The sequence below is a fragment of the Pseudomonas sp. P110(2024) genome (assembly GCF_057480795.1).
Map to the genome: position 1 here is coordinate 389,651 of NZ_JBLIYT010000001.1, position 22,460 is coordinate 412,110.

A 22,460-nucleotide genomic window follows, 5' to 3' on the forward strand; every position below is an offset into this window, starting at 1 on the left:
ACCTGGTTGCCATTTAAAAACCAAGCTTACACCTAGGCGTGATCCATGTTCAGACGCTGACGCACCACATCCACCAGACGATCGGGCTGGAACTTGGACAGGAAGTTGTCGCAACCGACCTTCTTGACCATGGATTCGTTGAAACTACCCGACAGCGAGGTGTGCAGCACCACGTAAAGGCCACGTAGGCGCGGGTCGTTGCGGATCTCGGTGGTCAGCCGGTAACCGTCCATCTCTGGCATTTCGGCATCGGTGAAAATCATCAGCAACTTCTCGCAGACATTCTCCCCGGCGTCGGCCCAACCCTTGAGCAGCCGCAGGGCCTTGAGGCCGTCGCTGGCCACGTGCAGCTTCACTCCCAATTGCGACAGGGTGTCGCGCAACTGCGCCAGGGCCACGCTGGAGTCGTCTACCAGCAGCACTTCGCGGCCACGGGCGCGGGCCAGTACCGGGTCTTCCAGCTTGTCGCGGGACACCTTGGCGTTGTATGGCACGATCTCGGCCAACACCTTCTCCACGTCGATGACCTCCACCAGCTTCTCGTCGACCTTGGTGATCGCGGTGAGGTAGTGCTGGCGACCAGCGCTGGCCGGTGGCGGCATGATGGATTCCCAGTTCATGTTGACGATACGATCGACACCGCCTACCAGGAACGCCTGCACCGAACGGTTGTATTCGGTGACGATGATGGTGCTGTCAGGACCCGGCTGCAGCGGGCGCATGCCGATCGCCTGGGACAGGTCGATCACCGGCAGCGTCTGGCCGCGCAGGTTGACCACGCCGCAGACGAAGGAATGGCGCTGCGGCATGAGCGTCAGCTTTGGCAGCTGCAGCACTTCCTGGACCTTGAATACGTTGATGGCGAACAACTGTCGGCCGGCCAGACGGAACATCAGGATTTCCAGGCGGTTCTCACCCACCAGTTGCGTGCGTTGGTCTACCGTGTCGAGAATGCCAGCCATTGGAAAGCCCCCAGGCGTGAGTCGGTAAAAATGAATGCATCCCCCTGTATCGGCGGATGCGCGCGTAGCTTGACCCCTGATGGAAAAAGCCGCTCCAGGTGATTGATATCACTTTACCATCATGCTTTACTGCTGCCACATCCCGCCGCGTCCCTCGCTCGCAACGAACGAACCACCTGAATCCTCATCAGGGAAACCCCTAGTAGCAATCGGGTGCAACCTGATGTTCGCAATATCCATTAGCCATTAATGTGACGCCATTCTCACTGCATGAACGGAGTCAGGCTTTTGCGAGCAATCATCTTGGTACGGCCAATCCCTGACCACGGGGCGCCATGATGGATAGCACACCACTGCACAACGCCGCCGTGGCGGCCTTTTTGCAGGACGCGCAGGTCCTGCTGGCCAGATCCCAGGAATGCCTGCAGCACCTGGAGCTGATCGCCAACGACCCGGACGCCTGCCACAGCCTCACCACTGCACTCGACACCCTGGCCCGCCGTGCAGACACGCTCGGCCTGCTCGAGGTCGCCCACTATGCGTTCGCCTTGCAAAAGCTGCTCGCACCCACCTGCGCCCAGCAGCACCTGCACGGCAGCAGCCTGCCTGCACTGGACGCCTGCCTGACCCTGCTCGACTGGCAACTGGAGTTGCTCGACCCACACACCGGCCAGCTAGGCATGGACACCGATGAACAGCGGCAGCTGCTGGGTGAACTGGCCACCGCACTGGGCCAGCCGTCCGTGCAGCTGTGCGCGGACTGCCAGCAGACGGGGGTGTTCTGCGCTCACCCCCATACAGTGGATAACGGTACCGAGGCTTGCGACCTGCAACACTAAAGCGAGCAACTGAGTCCCAACTAAGCCCGCACCCGGGTTAAACTTGCAAAGTTGGCCAAGTTTTTCCAAATGTGTTGGCAAAGACGAATTGTTAGTTATTCCACACCCAGCGGAAACATCATTTAATAATGGCACTCTGCTAGCCATCCCCTCGCCCGACAGGCCCGCCACAGCCCGGAAAATACGAGCTTTCAAGCAGTTATCCCCCCGCGACCAAACTCAATCAAAGTGATAACATGCGTGCATTCGAACATGCGCGCCCAGGTTATCGGCCGATTGGATCCGCATCCGACACTTGATGAGTGGTGGAGCGGAAAAATCTCGGGGCAGACGCGTGCAATGCTAAAAACCGCTATAACTCAGTGGCTTCCTTATCTATGCTCCCACGCTTGAAGTTTCTCCAGCGTTGTCGCCCCCCCGTTGCCCTGCTGCGCTGGACGACCGCCCTGCTGTGCGTTGCATCGCTGGCGGCGAACCTGGTGGTGTACCTGAGCACTCAGCCCTTGTCGGCCAGCCAGCTGCTGCTGCAACTGCTGGCGATGCTCGGCGTCGGCTGGCACCTGCGCCACTGGGCGCGCTCGATCAGCCTGCGCCCGGCGGAATTGGCCACGCGCATGCTCAAAGTGCAGGAAAGCGAGCGCCAGCGACTGAGCCGCGAGCTGCACGACGATATCGGCCAACTGCTGACCGCCGCCAAGCTCCAGGTCGACTGGCTGCAACGCCGGGTACCGGCCGAGCTGCAGGAGCACTGCAGCACCCTGCGCAGCACCCTGGACCTGACCCTGAGCAACGTGCGCGACGTTTCCACCATTCTCAACCCGCGCCAGCTGGCCAGCCTGGGCCTGGAGGCAAGCCTGCGCGCGCACCTGCTGCGCACCCTGGAGAACACCGAGGTACACTGGAGCCTGGAATGCAACCAGCGCCTGGGCGGCATCAGCGAAGAAGTGGCCATGGCCGCCTTCCGCATTACCCAGGAGGCGGTCACCAACATGCTACGCCACGCCGACGCGCGTAATCTGGTGGTTAGGTTGCAACGCACCCCGGCCGGCCTGGCCCTGTCGATCCACGACGACGGCGGCGGCTTCGTTCCGGCCCAGTTCCCCGCAGAATACGGCCAGCGCGGCATGGCTGGCATGCAGGAGCGGGTGACCGCGCTGCAAGGCAGCCTGACCATCACCAGCCAGCCCGGCCAAGGCACCCAGATAGAAGCCCTCTTTCCGTGGCCACCCCGCAGCCAAGAACGCGCCAGGACCCCTGCCCCCGATGACCTGTAGATTACTGCTGGTGGACGATCACTCCCTGATTCGCGCAGGCGTCAGGGCACTGGTATCGGACATCCCCGGTTACACCGTGGTCGGCGAAGCCGACGACGGCAGCCAGCTCCTGGACCACGTGCTGCGCCTGGCGCCAGACATCGTCCTGCTGGACATTTCCATGCGTTCGACCAGCGGTCTGGACGCGCTGACGCAATTGCGCGCAAACGGTTGCACCTGCAAGGTCCTGATCCTGTCGATGCACACCGATCCGGAATTGATCATGCGTGCCTTGGAAAGCGGCGCTCACGGCTACCTGCTCAAGGACACCACGGCCACCGAACTGGAACAAGCGCTCACCGCGCTGCGCAACGACGAACGCTACCTCAGCCCGGCCATCGCCCACACCGTCATCAACCAGGCGCTGCTGCGCGCCCAGAACGGCCGCCAGCCGAGCAGCGAAGGCCATAACCTGACCGGTCGCCAGCTGGAGATCCTGCGCCTTATCGTGCGCGGCAAGTCGACCCGAGAGATCGCCGCCGGCCTGGGCCTGTCGATCAAGACCGTGGAGACCCACCGCTCGCAGATCATGAAACGCCTGCAGATCTACGACGTGGCGGGCCTGGTACTGTTCGCCGTGCGCGAAAAGATCATCAGCCTGGACGACTGAGCAGCGGCGAGTCCGCAGGCAAATGCACGCGCAACGCCTGCGGCATGGCCTCGAAACGCAGGCTGGCGGCCTGCAGCGGCTCGCCGTCGAGGTTCATGTCCAGCCCCTGGGCACCCTTGATTTCCACCCATGGCAACCGCGCACGAACGAACAGTCCGTCGCCGGCCAGCAAGTCGCGCAAGGCCCCCGCCACCTCCTGCGGCGCCGGCAGAATGCCGATATCCAGCAGGCCGTCATCCACCGTCGCCTCCGGGCACAGCACATGCCCGCCGCCGGCCTGGCGGCCGTTGCCGATGCCCAGCGCCAGCAATTCGCCCTGCCACTGGAAGCCGGGCCCCTGCAGTTCCACCGAGGCGGCCTGCAGCTCGCTGAAGCGTGACAGGCCGGTGAACAGGTAGGCAGCCGCACCCAGCACTTTCTTCAGGTCTTCCGAGGTGTTGGCCGTGACCTGGCTGCCGAAGCCCCCGGTGGCCATGTTCAAAAACAACTGGTCGCCCACCCGCCCCAGGTCGATCGGCCGCGCCGGCACCTCCAGCAGGTCGAGAGCCGCCTGCGGCTCGAGGGGCACGCCGGCCGCCCTGGCGAAGTCGTTGGCGGTACCCAGCGGCAACAGTGCCAGGCTGGCCTGGGTCGCGGCCAGGCCCATGGCTTCGGCCACATCACGCAACGTGCCGTCACCGCCACCGGCCACCACCTGGCCATAGCCCGCGGCCAGGGCCTCGCCGACCAGGCGCTGGGCGTCGCCGCCCTCCCAGGTCAGGCGCACATCCAGGGTCCAGCCCCGCTCGCGCAGCTGGCCCACCGCGGCTCGCACCTCTTCGTTGCCGGCCTGTTTGCCATGCAGGATCAACAGTGCCTTGCGCTCGCTCATGCCGTTCTCCCCGAATAGAAATGCCCTACCGCAATCTCGACCACTGCGACGAGCAGATTGCTCCCCGCTACGCCGAAAAACCGCCGCTTCACACAAATGCCATTGAAAGCCGAGCATCACAGGTGCATCATCTGACAAATATTTGGCCATCACGGACGAAGCCGACTCGAAAAGTCATTTTATTGACTTTGTGCCGACAGACGCCTGACAGGTCGTGATTTCCGTGCATTGCGCCGCCCCCGGCGCCCTGATTCGAGGCTGTGACTATGAGCGTTCTGATCCCCTGCATCATCGCTGGCGGCGCCGGCACCCGATTGTGGCCGGTCTCCCGCGAGGCCATGCCCAAGCCCTTCATGCGCCTGCCCGATGGCATGAGCCTGCTGCAGAAGACCTTCAGCCGCGCCAGCAGCCTGCCCGGCGTCGAGCGGGTACTCACGGTGACCAACCGCGAAGTGGTGTTCCGTACCCAGGACGAGTATCGCCAGGTCGGCAGCCAGCGCATCGCCTTGGACTTCATCCTCGAACCCTTCGGTCGCAACACCGCCCCCGCCATCGCCGCCGCAGCGCTGCACTGCGCCCGCCTGCATGGCGAGGACAGCCTGCTGCTGGTACTCCCCGCCGACCACCTGATCCAGGACCAGGACGCCTTCGAGGCGGCTGTCCAGCGGGCCATGGCCCTGGCCGCACAAGGCTGGCTGACCACCTTCGGCCTGCTGCCGACCCGCGCCGAGACCGGCTTCGGCTACATCGAACTGGGCCAGCCGCTCGACGGCGACAGTTACCGGGTCGCCCGCTTCGTCGAAAAGCCAGACACAGACACCGCCCAGGCCTACCTGGACGGTGGCCGGCACCTGTGGAACGCCGGCATGTTCTGCCTGCGCGCGGGCACGGTGCTGCAGGAGCTGCAGGCCCACGCCCCCGAGCTGCTGCACAACGTGACCCACTGCCTGGTGCAGAGCGCGTTCAAGGAGGGGGCGTGCGGCCAGCAGGTGGAACTCGACGCCGACAGTTTCGCGCTCGCGCCTGATATCTCAATCGACTACGCGCTCATGGAGCCCTCCACCCAGGTGGCCGTGGTGCCCTGCGCCATCGGCTGGAGCGATATCGGCAGCTGGGAAGCGGTGCGCGAGCTGCGCCCGGCCGACAGCCAGGGCAACCACTGCAACGGCGAAACCGTGCTGCATGACGTGAGCAACTGCTACATCGACTCGCCGCGACGGTTGGTGGGCGCGGTGGGCCTGGACAACCTGATCGTCATCGACACCCCCGACGCCCTGTTGATCGCCGACGCGGCGCGCAGCCAGGAGGTCAAGGTGATCGCCCAGCAACTCAAGCGACAGGGCCATGACGCCTACCGCCTGCACCGCACCGTGACCCGCCCCTGGGGCCTGTACACCGTGCTCGAGGAAGGGCCACGGTTCAAGATCAAGCGCATCATGGTCCGCCCCGGCGAATCGCTGTCGCTGCAGATGCACCATCACCGCAGCGAGCACTGGATCGTGGTCAGCGGCATGGCCTGCGTGACCAACGGTGAAGAGGAGTTTCTGCTCGACACCAACGAGTCGACCTTCATCAAGCCCGGGCGCAGCCATCGCCTGACCAACCCCGGCGTCATCGACCTGGTGATGATCGAGGTGCAGAGCGGCGAGTACCTGGGCGAAGACGACATCGTGCGCTTTACTGATATCTATGGACGCGCCCCGGCAGCAGCATCTGCTTGACTGCCAGCGGGCGCGTCTTGCCATCCAGGGCCGACACCCGGCCAACCGCGAGGATTCGGGCTCATGCGCATACTCTGGACCCTGCCCTACCTGCCCTGGCCCACCACCAGCGGCAGCAAGACCCGGCAATACCACCTGCTGCGCGCCCTGGCGCAGCATGGCCACCGGATCACCTTGCTGGTGCAGTCGAAGATCCCTTTGAGTGACGCTGCGCGCGAGGCCCTGGAGCCCTTGGTGGAGCGCCTGCTGGTGCTGCCCCGGCGCCCACTGCACAGCCCGCTGAACCTGTTGGCCTCGCCCATTATCGACTACCCCATGCGGGCCATCATCAACGGCCTGGCACCGTGCCTGAGGCACCGTTTCGAGCAACTGCTGGACGAACCCTGGGATGTGATCCAGATCGAGCACAGCTACAGCTTCCAGCCGTTCGAGAAGGCCTTGCAGGCCCGCGGCCTGCCCTACATGCTCAGCGAGCACTACCTGGAATCGGTGACGGGCGCCGCCTGCCACGACCGCCTGCCCTTGTGGCTACGGCCATTGAACGCCTTCGACCGCTGGCGTTACCGGCGCTGGGAACAGCGGGTGCTGCGCCAACCCACGGAGGTGGTGGCGGTCAGCGCCCACGATGCCGAGCTTATCAGCCAGATCAGCGGCCGCCCGGTGAACGTGGTGGTCAATGGCGTGGACTGCGACCACTATCAGGACGTGCGCCCCACGCCGCACAGCCAGCGCCTGCTGTTCGTCGGCAACTTCGAGTACGGCGCCAACCTGGAGGCCATCGAATGGGCGCTGGAGGAGATCCTGCCCCAGGTGTGGATGAGCAATCCGGCGGTGCGCCTGGCCATCGCCGGCCACGCCCTGCCGGCCAGCTGGAAGCTGCACTGGAACGACCCGCGCATCGAGTGGGTGGGCTATCGTGCCGACCTGCGCGAGCTGCAACGGCGCTCGGCGCTGTTCTTCGCACCGCTGCGCCATGCCGGCGGCTCCAAAGTAAAAATCCTTGAGGCGATGGCCGCCGGATTGCCGGTAATCACCACCAGCAAGGGCGCCTCGGGCCTGGCCATGAATAACGGCGAGCACTACCTGGGCAGCGACGACAGCGGCCAGCTGGCGCTGCTGGTCACCCAACTGCTCAACCAGCCATGGCGCATGTGCCAGCTCAGCGAGGTCGGGCGCCAGTTCGCCCGCCAGCGTCATGACTGGAGCGTCGCCGCCCAGCAGCTGGAGAACGTGCACATGCGCCTGACCCAACTGGCGCCGACCGGCGCGGCGGCCACCGGTAGCGTACTAGCCAAGTAGTTCGCTGAACGGGATGAATGTCACCGCATCGTCCTGTTGCGGTGTCGTGCCTTCGAGCACTTCCACCACGCCGTCGGCCCATGCCGCGCTGCGCAGCACACCGGAGCTCTGGTTCTTGTAGATGCGCACGCGACCGTCCTCGATGCGCGCCCGCAGGTACTCTCGGCGGGTTCCGGCCTTGGGCCAGTCGAAGCCCGCCGGCACGCTGAAGCGCAGCGGCGCGACATGGGCCACGCCCAGTCGGCGCAGCAGATAGGGCCGGGTCAGCAGGCCGAAGGTGACCAGGGTCGAGGCCGGATTGCCCGGCAGGCCGATCACCGGTACCCCTTGGTAATGACCGAAGGTCAGCGGCTTGCCCGGCTTGATCGCCAGCTTCCACAGCGCCAGCTCGCCCACCTCGCGCAGGGCCAGGCCGAGGAAATCGGCTTCGCCCACCGACACGCCGCCGGTGGACAGGATCAGGTCGACATCGCCCAGCCCGCCCAGGCACTGGCGGGTGCGCTCGAGATCGTCCGGGAGGATGCCGGCATCGACCACCGTGCAGCCCAGGCGTTGCAGCCAACTGACCAGCAGGCGTCGGTTGCTGTTGTAGATCTGCCCAGGGCCCAGGGCCAGGCCCGGCTCGACCAGTTCATCGCCGGTCGACAGCACCGCCACCCGGGGCCGGCGCCGCACTTCGAGCGTAGCGAAGCCCAGAGTCGCGGCCAGGCCGAGCTGGATCGGACCCAGCCGCGTGCCGGCGCTCATCACCTGTTCGCCGACACGGGTTTCCTGGCCCTTGGGGCGAACGTTCTGCCCCAGCGCCAGGGGCTCAAGAAAGCGCACCCGGCCGTCTTCAAGCACCTTGGTGTTTTCCTGCATCTCGACGCAATCGGCGCCTTCCGGCAGCGGCGCGCCGGTGAAGATCCGTGCGCAGGTGCCAGGCTCCAGGGGCTGTGGCGCATGCCCGGCGAAGATGCGCTGGGTCACCCGCAGCGGTTCGCCCTGCCAGTCGGCCAGGCGCAGGGCGTAGCCGTCCATGGCGCTGTTGGGCCACGGCGGCAGGTCGAGGCCGGCCACCAGCTCATGGGCCAGGACCCGCCCTTCGGCCTCGCCCAGCGCTACGTGTTCGGTCTCGGCGATGGGCGCCGTATCGGCCAGCGCCAGCAGGCGCTCCAGGGCCTCTTCCACCGGCATCAAGGGCCGGGCCACCTCAACCACGGCTGTCACAGGCCGCCGCCTGCTTCAGGTGCGGCACGAAATTGCACGGCCGGTGACGGGCGTCCAGCTGCTCGGCGAGGATGCCGTCCCAGCCGGTGCGCACAGCGTTGGTCGAGCCCGGCAGGCAGCAGACCAGGGTGCCGTTGGCAAGCCCCGCCAGGGCGCGGGACTGCACGGTGGAGGTACCGATGTCGGCCACCGAGATCTGCCGGAACAGCTCGCCAAAGCCCTCGACCTGCTTGTCCAGCAGGCACGCCACGGCTTCCGGGGTGCTGTCGCGGCCAGTGAAGCCGGTACCGCCGGTGATCAACACCACCTGCACCTGGTCATCGGCGATCCAGGTCGCGACCTGGGCGCGGATCTTGTACAGGTCGTCCTTGAGCAGTACGCGCTCGGCCAGGCGGTGCCCGGCGGCGCCCAGGCGATCGACGAACAGCTGGCCGGAGGTGTCGGTGTCGAAGGTGCGGGTATCGCTGACTGTCAGCACGGCGATGTTCAGCGCAACGAATGGGGTATCTGCCTTGGCTTTCATGGGAGTCCGTCGCAGGGTAACTGGGAATGTGCGCTGTTATATCACAGGCGGCCTGCGGCGTTGTTCTTGGTCAATGCCGCCGCGATGGCGCTATGCTGGACTGTGCAAGGAACTTGCGTGGACGCCCTGCGTCTTAATGACATCTAGCACCATCGCACTGGAGAAACACGATGATCCAACGGACCCTTCCCGCCTTCCTGCTTGCCCTGGGCCTGGGCGCCCTCGCCGGCTGCGCCTCGCCAACCGTCATCACCCTGAACGACGGCCGCGAGATCCAGGCGGTGGACACCCCATCCTATGACGACGATTCCGGTTTCTACGAATTCGAGCAGCTCGACGGCAAGCGCACGCGTATCAACAAAGACCAGATCCGCACCGTCAAGGAGCTGTGATCCGGGAATGCTTTTGGACGCAACTCCTTTTTGCAACAAGGGGTTGCGTTGAAAAAAGCGATGCAGTAGCATTTTGGACATCGGAGTGTAGCGCAGCCAGGTAGCGCGTCTCGTTCGGGACGAGAAGGCCGCAGGTTCGAATCCTGTCTCTCCGACCATATCCCGCAAAAAACCCGCCTAGAGCGGGTTTTTTGTTGCCTGCGAAAAGGCCCGGAGTAAGACAGGCCCGTGCCGTGACGCTGCATGGCACGGGCTTCTACTGCTTTACTCCGGCAACACCGGCACGTACAGCAGTTGCAGGCGCGCACTGCTCCACTCACGGGTCTTGTTGGTCAGCTCAAGGTCGTTGTTCAGCTTCTGGCCGTAGGTGGGCACGATCTGCTTGAGCTTGGCTTGCCACTCGGCGCTGTTGATCCGGTCCTTGAAGGTCTTCTCCAGCACGCTCAGCATGATCGGCGCGGCGGTCGAGGCACCGGGCGAGGCGCCCAGCAGCGCGGCAATGCTGCCGTCCTTGGCGGCCACCACTTCGGTGCCGAACTGCAGCACGCCACCGTGCTCGGGATCCTTCTTGATCACCTGCACGCGCTGGCCGGCCTGGAGCAGCTTCCAGTCTTCATTCTTGGCGTTGGGGAAGTACTCGCGCAGCGCTGCCATGCGGTCATCGAAACTCAGCATCAGCTGGCCCATCAGGTAGGTGCTCAGGTCAATGTTATCGATCCCGGCATGCATCATCGGGCTGATGTTGTGGGTGGTCAGCGAGCTGAACATGTCCAGCAACGAGCCGTGCTTGAGGTACTTGGTGGAGAAGGTCGCGAACGGGCCGAACAGCAGCACTTCCTTGCCATCGATCACCCGGGTGTCCAGGTGCGGCACCGACATCGGCGGCGCGCCGACCGAGGCCTTGCCGTACAGCTTGGCCTTGTGGCGGGTGACCAGGTCGGCATTGTCGGTCATCAGGAACTGGCCACCGACCGGGAAGCCTGCATAGCCTTCGGCCTCCGGAATACCGGATTTCTGCAGCAGTTTGAGCGCACCGCCACCGGCGCCGATGAAGACGAATTTGGCTTTGACCGCCGACTCCTTGCCACCGTTGGCCAGGTCGGCCACCACCACATTCCAGCTGCCATCGTCATTGCGCACAATGTCGCGCACTTCATGACTCAGGTGCAGCTGCACATTGGGGTTGCGGGCCATCGAGGCGAACAGCTGGCGGGTGATCTCGCCGAAGTTCACGTCAGTGCCGATGGCCATGCGGGTCGCGGCCACCTTCTGCCCGGGGTCACGGCCTTCCATCACCAGCGGCACCCACTTGCGGATCTGCTCGTGGTCCTCGGTGATCTCCATGCCGCGGAACAGCGAGCTGTGTTGCAAGGCTTCGACGCGCTTGTGCAAGAAGGCGACGTTGTCATCACCCCAGACGAAGCTCATGTGCGGCACGTTGTTGATGAACGAACGCGGGTTGCTCAGCACGCCCTGCTCGACCTGGTAGGCCCAGAACTGCTTGGATACCTCGAATTGCTCGTTGACGTTGACCGCCTTGCCGATGTCGATGCTGCCGTCCTTGCCGACGCTGGTGTAGTTCAGCTCGCAGAACGCCGAGTGGCCGGTGCCGGCGTTGTTCCAGGCGTTGGAGCTTTCCTCGGCGACCTGCTCCATGCGCTCGTAGACGTCGACCTTCCAGTTCGGTTCCAGCTCGGTGAGGTAGGTCCCAAGGCTTGCACTCATGATGCCGCCGCCGATCAGCAGGACATCGACGGACTTCTGTGGCTCCGCGGGCTTGGAGCAGCCGATGACGCCCAGGCACAGGAGCGTCAGCAGGATTTTTTTCATTAGCTCAATCCAATTGAAGTGAAGGACTGGCAGTCGTTGCCCCCGGCGTGCACGCCCGGATGTTGTTGTTCTGGTCAGCAGGAGTCTTGCGAAATCGGGGCACGATCGCCTCGGGCCGTGGCCCGGGGCGGCGTAAAGCAGAGAGTGTGCCAGGTTGGCCTGGGCCACGGCTGATACCGCCCCTAGCGTTCCCGGCTACCCAGTGGATGGCGACAATCCGCCACAGGCATCTGATACCGCATGCGAAACTGGCGGATTTCCCCACCCGCGAAGGCGATTTCAAGCGCTCAGGCGGGAAGTGACCTCGCCCAACTGCCCCGACAATCCGTGCAAGCGCTGCCCGGCCTGTTCGGTGTGCTGCACGGCCTCCTGGTTGGCGGTGGCGATGCGGGTGATCTCGACCAGGTTGCGCGAGATGTCCTCGGCGACGCTGGTCTGCTCCTCGGCAGCGGTGGCGATCTGCCGGTTCATGTCGCGGATCGCTTCAACCGCCGTGGTGATGCGCTGCAGCATCTGCCCGGCCTGCTGCACCTGCTCAGCGCCCTCCTCGCTGCGCTGCTGGCCGCTCTCGATGGCCTTGACCGCCTCCACCGCGCCCGACTGCACGGCCTCGATGATCTGGTGGATCTCGGCGATCGACGCGGCGGTGCGCTGGGCCAAGCTGCGCACCTCGTCGGCCACCACCGCGAAGCCGCGCCCGGCCTCGCCGGCACGGGCGGCCTCGATGGCGGCGTTGAGCGCCAGCAGGTTGGTCTGCTCGGCGATGCCGCGAATCACTTCGAGTACCTTGCCGATGCGCGTGCTGTCGTGCTCCAGGTGACGGATCACCGTCGCGGTACCGGCGATTTCGCGGTTGACCACGGCGATGGTGTCGATGGTCCGCTGCATGACCTGCTCGCCGGCCTGGGCACTGTGGTCGGCCTCGTCCGCGGCGCGGGCGGCGTCGGCGGCGTGGCGCGCCACTTCCTGGGCGGTGGCGGACATTTCGTGCATGGCCGTGGCGACCTGGTCGGTGCGCTGGAACTGATCGTGGGTGCCGTGGGCCATGTCGCCGGCGATGCTGCGCAGCCGGCCGCTGGCTGTTTCGAGCTCCTCGGCATTGTCCTTCAGGCGTCCGACGGTATCGGCGAGGAAGTCACGCAGCGTATTGGCGGCCAGCGCCAGGCGTCCCAGTTCATCCTCGCGGCGGCTGTCGACACGGGCGGCGAAACGCCCCTGGCTGAGCTGGGCGACATAATCGATCAGTTGGCGGATCGGCTCGACCAGACTACGGTTGACCAGCCACAGGCTGAACAGCCCGACCAGCACGGCTGAACCCAGCATTACCAGCACGCCCAGCCACACCGTGCGCTCGGCGCTGGCGCTGATGGCGGCGGCACGCCCGAGGGCATCGGCGCGCAACTGCTCCACCAACGCGCTCATCTGGTCGCTGGTGGCACGGTCCACGCCCTTGACCGCCAGGTCGCCCGCCACCGGGTCGCCGCCGGCGGCCAGGAACGCCTGGCGACCTTGCGCGTAGGCCGAGCCCAGCTGCCGGTGGCTGGCCTTGAGCTGCTCCAGGCGCGCCCTGAGCGCTGGCTCGCTGCTGTCGATCAGTTGCCCCAGCAACTGCTGCACCTGCTGTTCGCGGGCCTGGAACTGCTGCCAGTACTTGTCCAGCTCCGCTGGCTGGCGACCACGCAACAGCACGTTCTTCCACTCCTGCACCTGGATCTTGAACTGCAGATTGGCTTCGTCTATCAGTTGCGAGGCACGCAACGGCCCGTCCACCAGCTCGGCATAGCCGCGCACGCTGGACGACAGGAACTGGAAGCACACCAGGGCGATCAGCAGGATCGCCAGCAGGCTGCCGCCGAGCAGGGAGAGAATTTGCACTCTGAGGGATTTACGCAAGATTGCGGATCTCGGAACAAGGAAGAGGGAAAACGGCACACGACGGCACCGCCGACGGAGGCATCCTTGTCCTCTTTCGCTGGCCCGAAAACGCCGCCATCGGGCGATGGCAGCGAGGGCGAGCAGCTGCGCAACAGCGAGGCAGATAGTCTCAGGCAATTGCTACAGAATTGTTACAAAACTGCGACAGCCATGGCCGCTCAGGCCGGGTTGAACTGCAGCGCCGCCAGGCGTGCGTAGAGTGGGCTTTGCTCGATCAGTTGTCGATGGCTGCCGACTGCCGCCAGTCGGCCTTTGTCGATCACCGCGATACGGTCGGCATGCTGCACCGTCGCCAGGCGGTGGGCAATGACCAGCGTGGTGCGCCCGGCCATCAACAGCGGCAAGGCCTGCTGGATCAGGTGCTCGCTCTGCGCGTCCAGGGCGCTGGTGGCCTCGTCCAGCAGCAGGATCGGCGCATCCACCAACAGCGCCCGGGCAATCGCCAGGCGCTGGCGCTGGCCGCCGGACAAGCCCACGCCGCCCTCGCCCAGCAGCGTCTGGTAGCCCTGGGGTAACTGGGCGATGAATTCATCGGCATGGGCGCTGCGCGCCGCCGCCTCGACCTCAGCCAGGCTGGCGTCGGGCCGGCCGTAACGGATGTTGGCCTCGACCGTGCCACGGAACAGTGCCGGTTGCTGGGCCACCAGGGCGAACTGGCGGCGCAGCTCGGCAGGCTCCAGCCCGGTGATCGGCTGGCCGTCGAGCAGAATCTCGCCCTCCTGCGGGTCGTAGAAACGCAGCAACAGGTCGAACAGGGTCGACTTGCCGGCCCCCGACGGCCCGACCAGGGCCACGGTCTCGCCTGGGCGGATGTGCAGGCTCAGACCATCGATGGCCGCCGCAGTGGGGCGCGACGGGTAGGCGAAGCGCACGTCGCACAACTGGATGTCACCCGTCGCGCGCCCCTGCGCCAGCCCCTGCGCTGGCACTGGCGCCAGGATCGCCGTCTGCGCCGCCAGCAGCTCGGCGATACGTTCGGCGGCACCCGCAGCCCGTTGCAGTTCGCCGATCACCTCGCTCAGAGTGCCAAAGGCACTGCCGACGATCAGGCTGTAGAACACGAAGGCGGCCAGCTCGCCACCAGAGATGCGCCCGGCAATCACATCCATGCCGCCGACCCAGAGCATCACCCCCACCGCCCCAAGCACCAGCACGATCACCAGGGTGATCAACCAAGCGCGCTGGGCGATGCGCCGGCGCGCCACGCCGAACGCCGCCTCCACGGTCTCGGCGAAGCGCGCCTGGTCATGCCCCTGATGGTTGTAGGCTTGCACCGTCTTGATCTGGCCCAGGGTCTCGGCGACATAGCTGCCCACGTCGGCCACCCGGTCCTGGCTCTGCCGCGACAGGCTGCGCACACGCCGGCCAAACAGCAGGATCGGCGCCAGCACCAGCGGCAGTGCCAGCACCACGATGCTGGTCAGCTTGGGATTGGTGACAAACAGCAGGATCACCCCGCCCAGCACCATCAACGCGTTGCGCAGGAACATCGACAGCGACGAGCCGATCACCGACTGCAGCAAGGTGGTGTCGGCGGTCAGCCGCGACTGGATCTCAGAACTGCGATTGTCCTCGAAGAAGCCCGGATGCAGGCCGATCAGGTGGTCGAACACCGCCCGGCGGATATCGGCCACGCAGCGCTCACCGATCCACGACACCAGGTAGAAACGGGCGAAGGTCCCCACTGCCAGCGCCACCACCAGCAGCAGGAACAGGCCGATGGTCTGGTTGAGCTGGTGCGCCGAGCCGGTCATGAAGCCCTGGTCGACCAGCAGACGGATGCCCTGGCCCATGGAAAGGGTGATGGCGGCGGTGACCACCAGCGCCAGCAAGGCCAGCAGGGCCTGGCGGCGATAGGGACGAACGAAGCGCCAGCCCAGGTACAGGGCGCGGCGCTGGCGGGCAGAGATAGGATCGGGCATGGCGAGGGTGGTTCCATACGGAGACAAGACCAAGACTACCACTCGTCGGCCCTGTGCAACGTCCGGGAATACGACGCCGTCCCATGAACGAAGAGAACGACAGTGACTATGCCCATTCGTTCTAACCTGCGACTAGAGCTTTACCACCGTTTCTGTTGGACTGATCCGGCATGACGCCGAAAACTGTCACAGACCAGTCACGGCGAAGCGCTACCTTGAGCTTGAACCTGAAAGAGGAGACAGGACATGAGCTTGCAGCACAGCACCGACACGCCCAAGACACAGAACCGTCCGCAACCTCAGGTCTGCGGCTCGATCATCGATGCCCAGGGCCGTGAGGTCCCGATCACCGAGCAGATGATCCAGAAGGCCTGCAAGGACCTGGAAGAGAGCCGGGTCAAGAAAACCGGCAAGGCCTGACCCCGAATTGCGTGCAACCCGGCGCTTGCGCCGGGTTTTTATTGGCCGGCCGTCAGGCCAGCACCGCCCCCAGAGCACTGACCAGTTGCGCCAGTTGCGGCGCCTGCCCACCTACACGCACTGCCAGCCCCTCGATCTCACGCCGTACCGGATAGTGCTTGCGCAGCAGGTCAAACGCCGCACGCTGTTCGGCTGGGTCTTCGCTGAGGCTGCGACGGAAATCCGCATCGTCACGGCGGGGGTCATAGACCGCCCGGCACAGGGTGGCCAGCGCCCAGGCCGGGTCCGCGCTCGCGTCAAACTCGATCTGAGCCAGGCCCGGAGCCGGCAGAAGATCGGCCAGGTATACCTGCTCGGGTTCCCCGCGCCAGCGGCAGAAGGCCTGGTAGATCTGTGCCGTGCCCCGCTGCTTGCCATCCAGGCTGTAGCCGGCGATATGCGGCGTGGCCAGGGTGCAAAGATCGGCCAGTTGCAGGTCCACCTGCGGCTCGCCCTCCCACACATCGAGCACCGCGTGCACATCCTCGCGGTCCAGCAGCAATTCGCGCAGGGCCGCGTTGTCCACCACCGGTCCGCGGCTGGCGTTGATCAGCCAGGCGCCGGCACGCAGCCGCGCCAGGCGCGAATGGTCGAGCAGGTGCCAGGTCGGGTGCTCGCCGCCGCGCTGCAGCGGCGTGTGCAGGCTGATCACGTCGCACTGATCAAGAATCGTCTCAAGGTCGACAAAGTCGCCGCCCTCGCCGGCCTGGCGCACCGGGTCGCACACCAGCACCTTCCAGCCCAGGCCGTGCAGCACCCGAACCAGACGGCCACCGACCTCGCCGGCGCCGACCACGCCATAGACCCGCTTGCTTAGGTCTGCCCCTTCAAGCTCGGCCAAGGTCAGCAAACTGCCCAACACGTAGTCCACCACGCCCCGGGCGTTGCAGCCCGGCGCGCTGCTCCAGTGGATACCGGCCTGGGCGAAATATTCGAGGTCAAGGTGGTCTGTGCCGATGGTGCAGGTGCCGACAAAACGCACCCGGCTGCCTTCGAGCAGTTGCCGGTCGACGCGGGTCACCGAGCGTACCAGCAGCACATCGGCATCCTTGACGCAGGCGGCGTCGATGGCCCGGCCGGGGTAACGGCGGATCTCGCCGAAACCGGCGAAGAAGGCATCGAGCAGCGGGATATTCTCGTCGGCAACTATCAGCATGGCGCTCTCCTGTCAGGGGGAGCGCAGTGTAGCGCGATCACAGGCGGCTCAGTCGGCCTTCTTGCGGATCCAGTACAGGTAGGTGCCGGACTCTTCCTGCTGGCCGAGCAGCTCATGGCCGAGGAAGATGCAGAACTTGGGAATGTCGCGGCGGGTCGACGGGTCGGTGGCGATCACCTTGAGCACGCCGCCGCCGGCCAGCTCGCGCACGTGCTTGTGCAACATCATCACCGGCTCCGGGCAGTTCAGGCCGGTGGCGTCGAGGATCGCATCATGGGTGAAATCGGTCATGTAGGGCTCCGCAAAATGATCGTCATTGTGGCGCATGAAGCGGGGCTGTCACAGCCCCCGCGCTGGCCTCAGCGCGGTTTCAGGTCCAGCCGGCGCAGGTGGCAGGTCACTTCCTCGCGGTCGTGATACAGCTGCTTGCAGGCGATCGATACCTTCACCTTGCGCGCCTTGAACCCGGCCTCGATGCGCTCGAGCAGCTTGCGCACCTCAGCGTGGCGCTGCTTCATCGGCAGCTTCAGGTTGACCACTGCCTCGCGGCACAGCCCTTCGCCCAGCCAGGTCTCGATCAGCGAAGCGGTGCGCGCCGGCTTCTCGACGATATCGCAGACCATCCAGTCGACGGTCTGGCGGGGCTTCCAGGTGAAGCCGTCGGCCATCAGGTGGGTGACCAGGCCGGTGTCCATCAGGCTTTCGGCCATCGGCCCGTTGTCGATGGCGGTCACCAGCATGCCGCGCTTGACCAGCTGGTAGGTCCAGCCGCCGGGCGCGGCGCCCAGGTCGACGCCGGTCATGTCGTCGTTCAGGCGCTGGTCCCACTGCTCGCGGGGAATGAACTGGTGCCACGCCTCCTCGAGCTTGAGGGTCGAGCGGCTGGGGGCCTCGCGGGGGAATTTCAGGCGCGGGATGCCCATCGGCCACAGCGCCGAGTTGTCGGCCTCGGCAAGCCCCAGGAACACCCGCCGGCCGCTGATGAAGGTCAGCAGCAGGCGTGGCCGCCGGGCGTCGTCCACCAGCCGCCCGGCCTTTTCCAGGGCCTTGCGCAGCGGCACCTCGAACTTGCGGCAGAAGGTCGACAGCTCCTTGCCATCGTTACTGTCGAGCACTTCCAGCCACAGGCTGCCGCACACAGGCAGCGCGGCCAGGTGCTCGAGCAGCACGCTGATGCGGTCGGTCTCCGGCAGCTCGACGTAGGTGCCGCGGGCCCACTGGCGCGGGAAGATCAGCTGCGAGAAGCGCAGTGTCTGCATCATGCGTTCGGCACCGTCCGGCTCGCTGCAGACGAACTCGGCGCAGGCGCTCTGCGGCTTGCCCTTGGCATAGCCGGACACACCCAGGTGGGCGGCGTGTTCGCTGATTTCGGCGCAGACCTCGCCCTCGAAGCCGGGCCGGCAATGCATGAACAGGGTATTCATTTCTCACTCCACATCACTGGCGCAGACGGCGCCAGGGCGGCGAATGATAAAGGAAGATCGGAACCGACGACACGCCCCATCGGTCCAGAAAAGGGTCAGGCCAGACAAACCGGTCTAACCTGACTGTTCAGCCAGGTCCGTGCCGTGCGGACCGGTCCAGAGCGGTGACACCGGCGAGCGACACGCAATCGCCGGGCACCGGAGCACAAGGAGTTGTAAATGCCCTCGCTCGATAGCCTGAAAACCCTCAAGACTCTCCAGGTGGCCGACCGTGTCTACCACTATTTCAGCCTGCCCGACGCCGCGCGCCAGCTCGGCGACCTGCAGCGCCTGCCCATGTCACTGAAGGTGCTGCTGGAAAACCTGCTGCGCTGGGAAGACGGCAAGACCGTCACCGGCGACGATCTGCGCGCCCTGGCCCAGTGGCTGCAGGAGCGTCGCTCCGACCGCGAGATCCAGTACCGCCCGGCGCGGGTGCTGATGCAGGACTTCACCGGCGTGCCGGCGGTGGTCGACCTGGCCGCCATGCGCGCGGCGATGGCCAAGGCCGGTGGCGACCCACAGCGAATCAATCCGTTGTCGCCGGTGGACCTGGTGATCGACCACTCGGTGATGGTCGACCGTTACGCCAGCCCCAATGCCTTCGCTCAGAACGTCGACATCGAGATGCAACGCAACGGCGAGCGCTACGCCTTCCTGCGCTGGGGCCAGAGCGCCTTCGACAATTTCCGCGTGGTACCGCCGGGCACCGGCATCTGCCACCAGGTCAACCTCGAGTACCTGGGGCGCACCGTGTGGACCCGTGAGGCGGACGGCCGCACCTACGCCTTCCCCGACACCCTGGTCGGCACCGACTCGCACACCACCATGATCAACGGCCTGGGCGTGCTCGGCTGGGGCGTCGGTGGTATCGAGGCCGAGGCGGCGATGCTCGGCCAGCCGGTGTCGATGCTGATCCCCGAGGTCATCGGCTTCAAGCTCACCGGCAAGCTGCGCGAGGGCATAACCGCCACCGACCTGGTGCTGACGGTGACACAGATGCTGCGCAAGAAGGGCGTGGTGGGCAAGTTCGTCGAGTTCTACGGCGACGGCCTGGCCGACCTGCCGCTGGCCGACCGCGCCACCATTGCCAACATGGCCCCTGAGTACGGCGCCACCTGCGGTTTCTTCCCGGTGGACCAGGTGACCCTGGACTACCTGCGCCTGTCCGGGCGCCCCGAAGAGGCCGTGCAACTGGTCGAGGCCTACAGCAAGGCCCAGGGATTGTGGCGCCTGCCAGGCCAGGAGCCGCTGTTCAGCGACACCCTGGCACTGGACATGAACGACGTCGAAGCCAGCCTCGCCGGGCCCAAGCGGCCGCAGGACCGGGTTGCTCTGGGCCAGGTCGCCCAGGCCTTCGACCACTTCATCGAACTGCAGCCCAAACCCCTGGCCAAGGAGGTCGGCCGCCTGGAAAGCGAAGGCGGTGGTGGGGTGGCGGTAGGCAATGCCGACCAGGCCGGCGAGATCGACTACAGCCATGCCGGCCAGACCCACACCTTGCGCGACGGCGCCGTGGTGATCGCCGCCATCACCTCCTGCACCAACACCTCCAACCCCAGCGTGATGATGGCCGCCGGGCTGGTGGCGAAAAAAGCCGTGGAGAAGGGCCTGACCCGCAAGCCCTGGGTCAAGAGCTCGCTGGCCCCAGGCTCCAAGGTGGTGACGGACTACTTCAAGGCCGCCGGTCTCACGCCTTATCTGGATCAGCTCGGCTTCGACCTGGTCGGCTATGGCTGCACCACCTGCATCGGCAACTCCGGCCCCCTGGACGAGGCGATCGAGAAGGCCATCGGCAGCGCCGACCTCACCGTGGCTTCGGTACTGTCGGGCAACCGCAACTTCGAAGGCCGGGTGCACCCATTGGTCAAGACCAACTGGCTGGCCTCGCCGCCGCTTGTGGTGGCCTACGCCTTGGCCGGCAGCGTGCGCGTCGACCTGACCCAGGACTCGCTGGGCACCGGCAAGGATGGCAAGCCCGTGTACCTGCGCGATATCTGGCCCAGCCAGCAGGAGATCGCCGAGGCCGTGGGCAATGTCGACACGCGCATGTTCCACAAGGAATACGCCGAAGTATTCGCCGGCGACGCCCAATGGCAGGCCATCGAGGTGCCCAAAGCGGCCACCTATGTCTGGCAGGACGATTCCACCTATATCCAGCACCCGCCGTTCTTCGACGACATCAGTGGTCCACTGCCGGAAATCGGCGATATCCACGGCGCGCGCATCCTTGCCCTGCTCGGCGACTCGGTGACCACAGACCATATCTCCCCGGCTGGCAACATCAAGGCCGACAGCCCGGCCGGCCGCTACCTGCGCGGCAAGGGCGTGGAACCGCGAGACTTCAACTCCTACGGCTCACGGCGCGGCAACCATGAGGTGATGATGCGCGGCACCTTCGCCAACATCCGCATCCGCAACGAGATGCTCGGTGGCGAGGAAGGTGGCAACACACTGTACGTACCCACTGGCGAGAAACTGTCGATCTACGATGCCGCCATGCGCTACCAGCAGGATGGCACGCCGCTGGTGGTGATTGCCGGACAGGAATACGGCACCGGCTCCAGCCGCGACTGGGCGGCCAAGGGCACCAACCTGCTGGGGGTCAAGGCGGTGCTGGCGGAAAGCTTCGAACGCATCCACCGCTCCAACCTGGTGGGCATGGGCGTGCTGCCGTTGCAGTTCAAGGCTGGCGACGACCGCAAGCGCCTCGGGTTGACCGGCAAGGAACGCATCGATGTGCTGGGCCTTGGCGGCGCGCAGATCCGCCCGGGCATGAGCCTGCCGGTGCGCATTACCCGCGAGGACGGACGCCAGGAGCAGATCGAGGTACTGTGCCGGATCGATACCCTCAATGAGGTGGAGTACTTCAAGTCGGGAGGGATCCTTCATTATGTGCTGCGGCAATTGATCGCAGGGTAAGGCCCCATCGCGGGGCAAGCCCGCTCCCACGCAATGTGGGGGCTTGCCCCGCGTGGCTGATTTCAGGTGTCCTGACGGCCAAACGAGGAGTCCTACCCTCCTCGGATTCACCGGCACTAAGGAAATGTCATGCCTCTTCCCCATTGGATCGCCCTGATCCTGCTCGCCCTCGGCTATGCGATCGCCCTGACCTACGGCAGCCTCGGTCTCGCTGCCCTGCCCGCCTTGCTCGCCCTGCTGTGCAGTGCCCTGCTCGCTCGACGTCCGGTACGCTGGCAACAAAGCCTCGGCCACCTGTTGTTCATCCTCCTGGCCATCGCCCTGGCCTTGCACTGGCTACCCGGCTTCCACAGCGCCAAGGTGATCGACAAGGCCGTGCTCAGCGACGGCGCCGTGCCCTTCTCCCTGTACCTCAACCTCGACAAGCCCCTGATCGGCCTGTGGTTGCTGCTGGCCTGCCCGTGGCTGATCATGCTGCGCCCACGCGGCCTGTTGCCGGGCCTGGCGCTGACCCTGCCCCTGACCCTGCTCGCCTGCCTGGGCGGCGCCTGGGCCCTGGGCATGGTGGCCTGGGCACCGAAATGGCCCGACCAGGCCTGGCTGTGGCTGCTGAACAACCTGCTACTGGTAAGCCTGACCGAGGAACTGCTGTTCCGTGGCTACATCCAGGGCGGCCTGCAACGTCTGTTCAGGCACGAGGGGCTGGCGTTGCTGGTGGCCGCGCTGTTGTTCGGCCTTGCGCACCTGGCCGGTGGCTGGCAATGGTTCTACCTGGCGACCCTGGCCGGAGTGGGGTATGGTCTGGCCTATCGCCATGGCGGGTTGGCGACGGCGGTGCTCTGCCACACCTGCGTCAACCTGGCGCACTTCGCCGCTTTCAGCTACCCGATGCTGGCCCCGCATTGAACAATCGGTCATGATCAGACCTATTCGTCATCATTTATAAAGAAAACTGCAATATTGGCGGCAACGGCTGCGATCAGGTGGGCTGCATTAGCTCAGCGGCACTGATGGCACCTTGCCCCAGATCAAGC

19 protein-coding genes, 1 tRNA gene and 1 pseudogene are annotated in these 22,460 nt (G+C 65.5%); 10 read left to right on the forward strand and 11 right to left on the reverse strand.

The genetic code is table 11. From position 1 onward, the window contains the following. Window positions 1-32: 32 nt before the first annotated feature. Window positions 33-962 (reverse strand): chemotaxis protein CheV, encoded by a 930-nt coding sequence (locus tag AC25ND_RS01970; protein ID WP_186597081.1) that lies wholly within the window; start codon window positions 960-962, stop codon window positions 33-35. 338 nt (window positions 963-1,300) lie between these two features. Between AC25ND_RS01970 and AC25ND_RS01975 the strand changes: the two genes are divergently transcribed. The 3 genes from AC25ND_RS01975 to AC25ND_RS01985 all read left to right on the forward strand — a co-directional run bounded on the left by AC25ND_RS01975 (window position 1,301) and on the right by AC25ND_RS01985 (window position 3,724). Beyond that, complete coding sequence (locus tag AC25ND_RS01975) at window positions 1,301-1,801, forward strand: hypothetical protein (protein ID WP_036986768.1); 501 nt, start codon at window positions 1,301-1,303, stop codon at window positions 1,799-1,801. A 377-nt stretch (window positions 1,802-2,178) separates the two neighbouring features. Continuing rightward, window positions 2,179-3,075, forward strand: a complete 897-nt coding sequence (locus tag AC25ND_RS01980) for a sensor histidine kinase (protein WP_028692750.1) — start codon at window positions 2,179-2,181, stop codon at window positions 3,073-3,075. Beyond that, window positions 3,065-3,724 carry a response regulator gene (locus AC25ND_RS01985; RefSeq protein WP_062359593.1) on the forward strand — a complete coding sequence of 220 codons (660 nt, stop codon included), beginning with the start codon at window positions 3,065-3,067 and terminating at the stop codon, window positions 3,722-3,724. The genes AC25ND_RS01980 and AC25ND_RS01985 overlap by 11 nt, the downstream gene beginning before the upstream one ends. Here AC25ND_RS01985 and yegS read toward each other — a convergent pair. Next, complete coding sequence (yegS, locus tag AC25ND_RS01990) at window positions 3,708-4,595, reverse strand: lipid kinase YegS (RefSeq protein ID WP_028692752.1); 888 nt, start codon at window positions 4,593-4,595, stop codon at window positions 3,708-3,710. The two genes, AC25ND_RS01985 and yegS, sit on opposite strands and share 17 nt — an antisense overlap. 266 nt (window positions 4,596-4,861) lie before the next feature. Here yegS and AC25ND_RS01995 point away from each other — a divergent pair, with 266 nt between their 5' ends. Next, the gene (locus AC25ND_RS01995) at window positions 4,862-6,316 is read left to right on the forward strand and encodes a mannose-1-phosphate guanylyltransferase/mannose-6-phosphate isomerase (RefSeq protein WP_028692753.1); all 1,455 of its coding nucleotides are present in this window, start codon (window positions 4,862-4,864) and stop codon (window positions 6,314-6,316) included. A 63-nt stretch (window positions 6,317-6,379) separates the two neighbouring features. Continuing rightward, complete coding sequence (locus tag AC25ND_RS02000) at window positions 6,380-7,615, forward strand: glycosyltransferase family 4 protein (RefSeq protein WP_062359597.1); 1,236 nt, start codon at window positions 6,380-6,382, stop codon at window positions 7,613-7,615. Here AC25ND_RS02000 and AC25ND_RS02005 read toward each other — a convergent pair. Continuing rightward, on the reverse strand, window positions 7,604-8,824 hold the full coding sequence (locus AC25ND_RS02005) for a molybdopterin molybdotransferase MoeA (protein ID WP_028692755.1): 1,221 nt from the start codon (window positions 8,822-8,824) through the stop codon (window positions 7,604-7,606). The two genes, AC25ND_RS02000 and AC25ND_RS02005, sit on opposite strands and share 12 nt — an antisense overlap. Continuing rightward, window positions 8,808-9,347 carry a molybdenum cofactor biosynthesis protein B gene (gene moaB / locus AC25ND_RS02010; RefSeq protein ID WP_028692756.1) on the reverse strand — a complete coding sequence of 180 codons (540 nt, stop codon included), beginning with the start codon at window positions 9,345-9,347 and terminating at the stop codon, window positions 8,808-8,810. The genes AC25ND_RS02005 and moaB overlap by 17 nt, the downstream gene beginning before the upstream one ends. A 170-nt stretch (window positions 9,348-9,517) precedes the next feature. Here moaB and AC25ND_RS02015 point away from each other — a divergent pair, with 170 nt between their 5' ends. After that, entirely contained in the window at window positions 9,518-9,739 is a 222-nt protein-coding gene (locus tag AC25ND_RS02015; protein WP_023632528.1) for a YgdI/YgdR family lipoprotein, read from the forward strand. Window positions 9,740-9,820: 81 nt separating this feature from the next. After that, a tRNA-Pro gene (locus tag AC25ND_RS02020) sits at window positions 9,821-9,897 on the forward strand. Window positions 9,898-10,003: 106 nt separating this feature from the next. Here the strand turns inward: AC25ND_RS02020 and mqo are convergent. The 4 genes and pseudogenes from mqo to AC25ND_RS02040 all read right to left on the reverse strand — a co-directional run bounded on the left by mqo (window position 10,004) and on the right by AC25ND_RS02040 (window position 15,426). After that, on the reverse strand, window positions 10,004-11,569 hold the full coding sequence (mqo, locus tag AC25ND_RS02025; RefSeq protein WP_028692758.1) for a malate dehydrogenase (quinone): 1,566 nt from the start codon (window positions 11,567-11,569) through the stop codon (window positions 10,004-10,006). Window positions 11,570-11,848: 279 nt separating this feature from the next. Beyond that, window positions 11,849-12,616: a methyl-accepting chemotaxis protein gene (locus AC25ND_RS02030; RefSeq protein ID WP_371877805.1), complete on the reverse strand. Its 768-nt coding sequence runs from the start codon at window positions 12,614-12,616 to the stop codon at window positions 11,849-11,851. Between the two features lie 165 nt (window positions 12,617-12,781). Beyond that, window positions 12,782-12,991: pseudogene (locus tag AC25ND_RS02035) on the reverse strand (methyl-accepting chemotaxis protein); the annotation flags it as partial. A 671-nt stretch (window positions 12,992-13,662) separates the two neighbouring features. Next, entirely contained in the window at window positions 13,663-15,426 is a 1,764-nt protein-coding gene (locus tag AC25ND_RS02040; RefSeq protein WP_186597083.1) for an ABC transporter transmembrane domain-containing protein, read from the reverse strand. Window positions 15,427-15,672: 246 nt separating this feature from the next. On the opposite strand from AC25ND_RS02040, the gene AC25ND_RS02045 reads away from it, so the two are divergent. Then, a complete protein-coding gene (locus AC25ND_RS02045; protein WP_167388413.1) occupies window positions 15,673-15,846 on the forward strand; it encodes a PA1571 family protein in 174 nt (57 codons plus the stop codon). A gap of 52 nt (window positions 15,847-15,898) precedes the next feature. On the opposite strand, the gene pdxB is transcribed toward AC25ND_RS02045, so the two are convergent. From pdxB to rlmM, 3 genes are all read right to left on the reverse strand, one after another. After that, complete coding sequence (gene pdxB / locus AC25ND_RS02050; RefSeq protein ID WP_186597085.1) at window positions 15,899-17,041, reverse strand: 4-phosphoerythronate dehydrogenase PdxB; 1,143 nt, start codon at window positions 17,039-17,041, stop codon at window positions 15,899-15,901. 48 nt (window positions 17,042-17,089) lie between these two features. Next, window positions 17,090-17,332: a sulfurtransferase TusA gene (tusA, locus tag AC25ND_RS02055; protein ID WP_028692762.1), complete on the reverse strand. Its 243-nt coding sequence runs from the start codon at window positions 17,330-17,332 to the stop codon at window positions 17,090-17,092. Between the two features lie 68 nt (window positions 17,333-17,400). Beyond that, on the reverse strand, window positions 17,401-18,465 hold the full coding sequence (gene rlmM, locus AC25ND_RS02060) for a 23S rRNA (cytidine(2498)-2'-O)-methyltransferase RlmM (protein WP_062359604.1): 1,065 nt from the start codon (window positions 18,463-18,465) through the stop codon (window positions 17,401-17,403). A 219-nt stretch (window positions 18,466-18,684) separates the two neighbouring features. On the opposite strand from rlmM, the gene acnA reads away from it, so the two are divergent. Beyond that, a complete protein-coding gene (acnA, locus tag AC25ND_RS02065; RefSeq protein WP_062359607.1) occupies window positions 18,685-21,426 on the forward strand; it encodes an aconitate hydratase AcnA in 2,742 nt (913 codons plus the stop codon). Window positions 21,427-21,555: 129 nt separating this feature from the next. Next, the gene (locus AC25ND_RS02070; RefSeq protein ID WP_028692765.1) at window positions 21,556-22,332 is read left to right on the forward strand and encodes a CPBP family intramembrane glutamic endopeptidase; all 777 of its coding nucleotides are present in this window, start codon (window positions 21,556-21,558) and stop codon (window positions 22,330-22,332) included. Window positions 22,333-22,460: the final 128 nt, after the last annotated feature.

Bases quoted from the DNA above. Each gene is read 5' to 3' on its own strand.
- AC25ND_RS01970 (WP_186597081.1), bottom strand. From the start codon at position 962: ATGGCTGGCATTCTCGACACGGTAGACCAACGCACGCAACTGGTGGGT.
- AC25ND_RS01975 (WP_036986768.1), top strand. From the start codon at position 1,301: ATGGATAGCACACCACTGCACAACGCCGCCGTGGCGGCCTTTTTGCAG.
- AC25ND_RS01980 (WP_028692750.1), top strand. From the start codon at position 2,179: ATGCTCCCACGCTTGAAGTTTCTCCAGCGTTGTCGCCCCCCCGTTGCC.
- AC25ND_RS01985 (WP_062359593.1), top strand. From the start codon at position 3,065: ATGACCTGTAGATTACTGCTGGTGGACGATCACTCCCTGATTCGCGCA.
- yegS (WP_028692752.1), bottom strand. From the start codon at position 4,595: ATGAGCGAGCGCAAGGCACTGTTGATCCTGCATGGCAAACAGGCCGGC.
- AC25ND_RS01995 (WP_028692753.1), top strand. From the start codon at position 4,862: ATGAGCGTTCTGATCCCCTGCATCATCGCTGGCGGCGCCGGCACCCGA.
- AC25ND_RS02000 (WP_062359597.1), top strand. From the start codon at position 6,380: ATGCGCATACTCTGGACCCTGCCCTACCTGCCCTGGCCCACCACCAGC.
- moaB (WP_028692756.1), bottom strand. From the start codon at position 9,347: ATGAAAGCCAAGGCAGATACCCCATTCGTTGCGCTGAACATCGCCGTG.
- AC25ND_RS02015 (WP_023632528.1), top strand. From the start codon at position 9,518: ATGATCCAACGGACCCTTCCCGCCTTCCTGCTTGCCCTGGGCCTGGGC.
- mqo (WP_028692758.1), bottom strand. From the start codon at position 11,569: ATGAAAAAAATCCTGCTGACGCTCCTGTGCCTGGGCGTCATCGGCTGC.
- AC25ND_RS02030 (WP_371877805.1), bottom strand. From the start codon at position 12,616: ATGGCCCACGGCACCCACGATCAGTTCCAGCGCACCGACCAGGTCGCC.
- AC25ND_RS02040 (WP_186597083.1), bottom strand. From the start codon at position 15,426: ATGCCCGATCCTATCTCTGCCCGCCAGCGCCGCGCCCTGTACCTGGGC.
- AC25ND_RS02045 (WP_167388413.1), top strand. From the start codon at position 15,673: ATGAGCTTGCAGCACAGCACCGACACGCCCAAGACACAGAACCGTCCG.
- pdxB (WP_186597085.1), bottom strand. From the start codon at position 17,041: ATGCTGATAGTTGCCGACGAGAATATCCCGCTGCTCGATGCCTTCTTC.
- tusA (WP_028692762.1), bottom strand. From the start codon at position 17,332: ATGACCGATTTCACCCATGATGCGATCCTCGACGCCACCGGCCTGAAC.
- rlmM (WP_062359604.1), bottom strand. From the start codon at position 18,465: ATGAATACCCTGTTCATGCATTGCCGGCCCGGCTTCGAGGGCGAGGTC.
- acnA (WP_062359607.1), top strand. From the start codon at position 18,685: ATGCCCTCGCTCGATAGCCTGAAAACCCTCAAGACTCTCCAGGTGGCC.
- AC25ND_RS02070 (WP_028692765.1), top strand. From the start codon at position 21,556: ATGCCTCTTCCCCATTGGATCGCCCTGATCCTGCTCGCCCTCGGCTAT.